Source organism: Streptomyces sp. NPDC058964 (genome assembly GCF_042741275.1).
Lineage (GTDB): Bacteria > Actinomycetota > Actinomycetes > Streptomycetales > Streptomycetaceae > Streptomyces.
Genome location: NZ_JBHYKH010000719.1, coordinates 1 through 3,487 on the forward strand (window position 1 = coordinate 1; position 3,487 = coordinate 3,487).

General features: G+C 69.2%; 4 protein-coding genes. 1 reads left to right on the plus strand and 3 read right to left on the minus strand.

Going from position 1 to position 3,487, the window contains the following annotated elements:
• A partial coding sequence (locus tag ACFW2E_RS43590) for a hypothetical protein (RefSeq protein ID WP_384476747.1) occupies window positions 1-399 on the plus strand: 399 nt, incomplete at its 5' end.
• A 194-nt stretch (window positions 400-593) separates the two neighbouring features.
• On the opposite strand, the gene ACFW2E_RS43595 is transcribed toward ACFW2E_RS43590, so the two are convergent.
• The 3 genes from ACFW2E_RS43595 to ACFW2E_RS43605 all read right to left on the minus strand — a co-directional run.
• Window positions 594-2,453, minus strand: a complete 1,860-nt coding sequence (locus ACFW2E_RS43595) for an alkyl/aryl-sulfatase (protein WP_384476750.1) — start codon at window positions 2,451-2,453, stop codon at window positions 594-596.
• 45 nt (window positions 2,454-2,498) lie between these two features.
• Window positions 2,499-2,924 carry a hypothetical protein gene (locus tag ACFW2E_RS43600; RefSeq protein ID WP_384476753.1) on the minus strand — a complete coding sequence of 142 codons (426 nt, stop codon included), beginning with the start codon at window positions 2,922-2,924 and terminating at the stop codon, window positions 2,499-2,501.
• A gap of 55 nt (window positions 2,925-2,979) precedes the next feature.
• On the minus strand, window positions 2,980-3,487 hold a 508-nt coding region (locus ACFW2E_RS43605), incomplete at its 5' end, for a GMC oxidoreductase (protein WP_384476756.1).

Consider the following 3,487-nt stretch of genomic DNA (forward strand, 5'->3'; position numbering starts at 1 on the left):
GCTCATACCTGTTACTCAGAGAAGGGTCCCGATTCCATGGCCCGCCCCTACGGCGAGCATCACAGTGAGGCGCTCCGCGCCCAGCTGCACCTGCCGCTGTCCGAACGAACCTGCCCGATCTGCGGCCACATGACCATGCGCGTCTACCACCGCACGAAATACGGCCGGACCGAACCGGCGTGGATCAACTACGTGTGGTGCGGCAACTGTCATGCCTACTCGTCGTCCTTCACGGGCGCCGGCCGCAAGATGGTCGAGAGCGACCCACTCCTTGAGCAATACGGCGACCGGATCGCCGAGGTCCTCCGCGACCACGAGCGCCTGCTCAAGATCCTCGACGGCTACTGGGAGGCGGGAAGGCTCCCCCAGGTGATCTCCCGCCGCCCGCGGGGACGCTGATGGCCGACGGCGCCTCACCTTGGGTCCCCATCGGTGAGGACTGACATCCTCCCGTATCACCTCCTCAAGACGGTCATCGGCGCACTGATCAGAACACCCTGAGATGCCGGACCGGCATCTGCACCAACTGCCGTGAGCCTGCCCTGCAGGCCCCCCAAGACACCAAGATCGAGAAGGGCCTGACGGAGTTCCTACTAGGGCAGGGCGATCGGGAAGGTCAGGGAAGGCTCCTCCAGCAGCCCCAGCAGGATGAGCAGTGCCTGCCGGTCGCCCTCGACGCTGATCGTTCCGGCGGCCTCGGCCGAGGCGAAGTCCGTCGTACCCAAGAGCGACCGGTTGAACTCGGCTCTGGTCAGCCGGAGTACGGCGTCCGGCTGCCCGACGCCGGGAGCGTCGCCGCGCATCGGGGTCAGCACCCCGTTGGCCAGCAGCAACGTCCAGGTCTCCGCCGTGTCGGTGAACTCCCAGCGCAGCTGCAGCCGGTGGGCCGCGGCCGCCGGGCCGTCGAGGCGAACGGCCCAGGACTGGAAGATCTGCAGCGTGGAGAGGGCCGGGACCATCGCCAGGCCGGAGCTGCCCGCCGTGGCGCGCCTGGCCTCGGCGGGCTGGCGAAGTTCGCGGGCGCCGCAGAGGTAGAAGTTGCGCCAGATGCCGTTCTCCGCGCCGTGGGCGAGCCGTTCGAAGGTCGCGGCTTGCAGCTCCCGGGCGTCGGTGTGGTCGGGTTCGGCGAACAGCACATGATTGAGCACCTCCGCGACCCAGCGCAGATCACCGGCGTCGAAGGACTCGCGGGCCTTCTTCACCACGGCCTCGGCGCCGCCCATGAAGTCGACGTAGCGCCGGCCCGCCGCCTCGGGCGGGAGCTGCCACAGATGGGCCGGATTGCCGTCGTACCAGCCCATGTAGCGCTGGTACACGGCCTTGCTGTTGTGGCTGAGCGAGCCGTAGTAGCCCCGGGCGTGCCAGGCGCTGCCCAGGTCTCCCGGGAACTCCTGCAGCTCCTCGGCGATCTCCGTTGCCGTCAGGCCGCGGTTCATCAGGCGTACGGTCTGGTCGTGGAGGTAGGCGTAGGCGTCCCGCTGCTCGGAGAGGAGCGTGGTGAGCTCCGCGCGGCCCCAGGTGGGCCAGTGGTGGGAGCCGATCAGCACGTCGGCGCGGTCGGCGAAGAGCTGGACGGTCTCCGTCAGGTATCCGGCCCAGGCCTGGGCGTCGCGAACTTCGGCGCCGCGCAGGGTCAGCACGTTGTGCAGTGTGTGGTTGGCGTTCTCGGCCACCAGCAGGACCCGGTGGTCGGGCAGCAGGAAGTTCATCTCGCTGGGCGCCTCGGTGCCTGGAGTCAGCTGGAAGACCATCCGGACCCCGTCGACGACCAGTTCCTCCCCGGTGCGGGTGATCAGCGCGGTGGGGGCGATCAGGCCGACGCGCCCGCTTGAGGTGGCCTGGCCCAGGCCGAAACCGATCATTCCCCTGGGATCGGCCGACAGCGGCCTGCCGTACATGTAGCCGGCGCGGACGAGCATGGCGGGCCCGGCGATGACGTTCTCGCCGACCGCGTGCTCCATGAAGCCCTCCGGGGCGATCACCGGGACGCGGCCGGCGGTGACGTCCGCACGGTCCACCACGCCGCCCACGCCGCCGAAGTGGTCGAGGTGGCTGTGGGTGTAGACGACGGCGCTGACCGGCCGCTCACCGCGGTGGCTGCGGTAGAGGGCGAGCCCGGCGGCGGCGCACTCCTCGCTGATCAGCGGGTCGATGACGACCACTCCGGTGTCGCCCTCGACCAGGGTCATGTTGGAGATGTCGAAGCCGCGGATCTGGTACACGCCCGGTACGACCTCGAAGAGGCCGTCGAGGGCATTCAACCGGGCCTGCCGCCACAGGCTGGGGTGGGCGGTCTCCGGGCAGTCCTGCTCCAGGAACGACCACCGCTCGTTGTCCCAGACGACACTGCCGGTCGCATCACGGATGATGCACGGGTCGAGACGTCCGACCAGGCCCCGGGTGGCGTTCTCCCGGTCGGTGGGGTCGTCCCAGTCGAGTTCGCTCGCGTTCAAGATTTCCTGCTTTCGGCTGGTGCGTGATCAATGGGGCACAGACATTCAGCACACGTGAAGCTGGAGTCGCTCACATGTCGTGGACCTGATCGAAGGTGAGTTCATCGGTGACGCTCCGCGGCCGGCGAGCCACATGCTGAGCGCTTCGGTGGTGCCGCGGACCACCTGGCCGCGGCCGCGCCGCCCACCGCCGGGTGTACTGGGGATGACGCGGTAGCGGGTGAGCTTGCGGCCGAACGGCCAGCTCCAGATGACTCCTTCACGGAACAAGGCGCGGGCCACCGTGCCGGGGATCTCGCGGTTGCGACCCAGGCCGCGGCCCAGACCGGCCACATGCGCCAGGACGTCACGGGGGGTCCGAGGGGCACACAGAGTTCTCGCGTTCTGGATTTCATCGTCGGTCAGCTCGCCGATGGTCTCCATGAATCGAGAGCGTTCCTGGCGGAGTTCCGAGTGCCACGCGGTGGACACGGCCTGCGGTTCCTTTCCTGGTCGATTCGATACCCCGAAATTCCGGTCCCGCAGGTCAATTGTCGTGCTGGAGGTCGTCGGTCGTCTCCGCGCGGACGGTGGGGACGGTGGGGATGGGGAGGAGCGGGAGGCGCAGGGCGGCGAAGGCGGTGTCGGGCACGACGGGACGGTTCGGCCTGACCGGAGGGGTGTAGCGGTAGGACTCGCCCTGGGCGGGCCGGGAGTCGGATTCACCCTTGTTGGGCCACATGGACATGGCACGCTCGGTCTGGGCGGTGATGGTGAGGGAGGGGTTGACACCCAGGTTGGCGGAGACGGTGGAGCCGTCGACGACGGTGATCCCCGGGTGTCCGTAGAGGCGGTGGTAGGGGTCGACCACGCCGGTTTCGGGGCTGTCGCCGATGGGGCAGCCGCCGATGAAGTGCGCGGTCAAGGGGATGTCGAGGAGTTCCCCGACGGTGTGGCCCGGGAAGCCGTTGATCTCGTCGGGGGGGGGGGGGGGGGGCGGGGCGGGCGGGGGGCTCAGAGGGGGGTGTGGGGGGACCGTGGACTGCGGGGGGGAG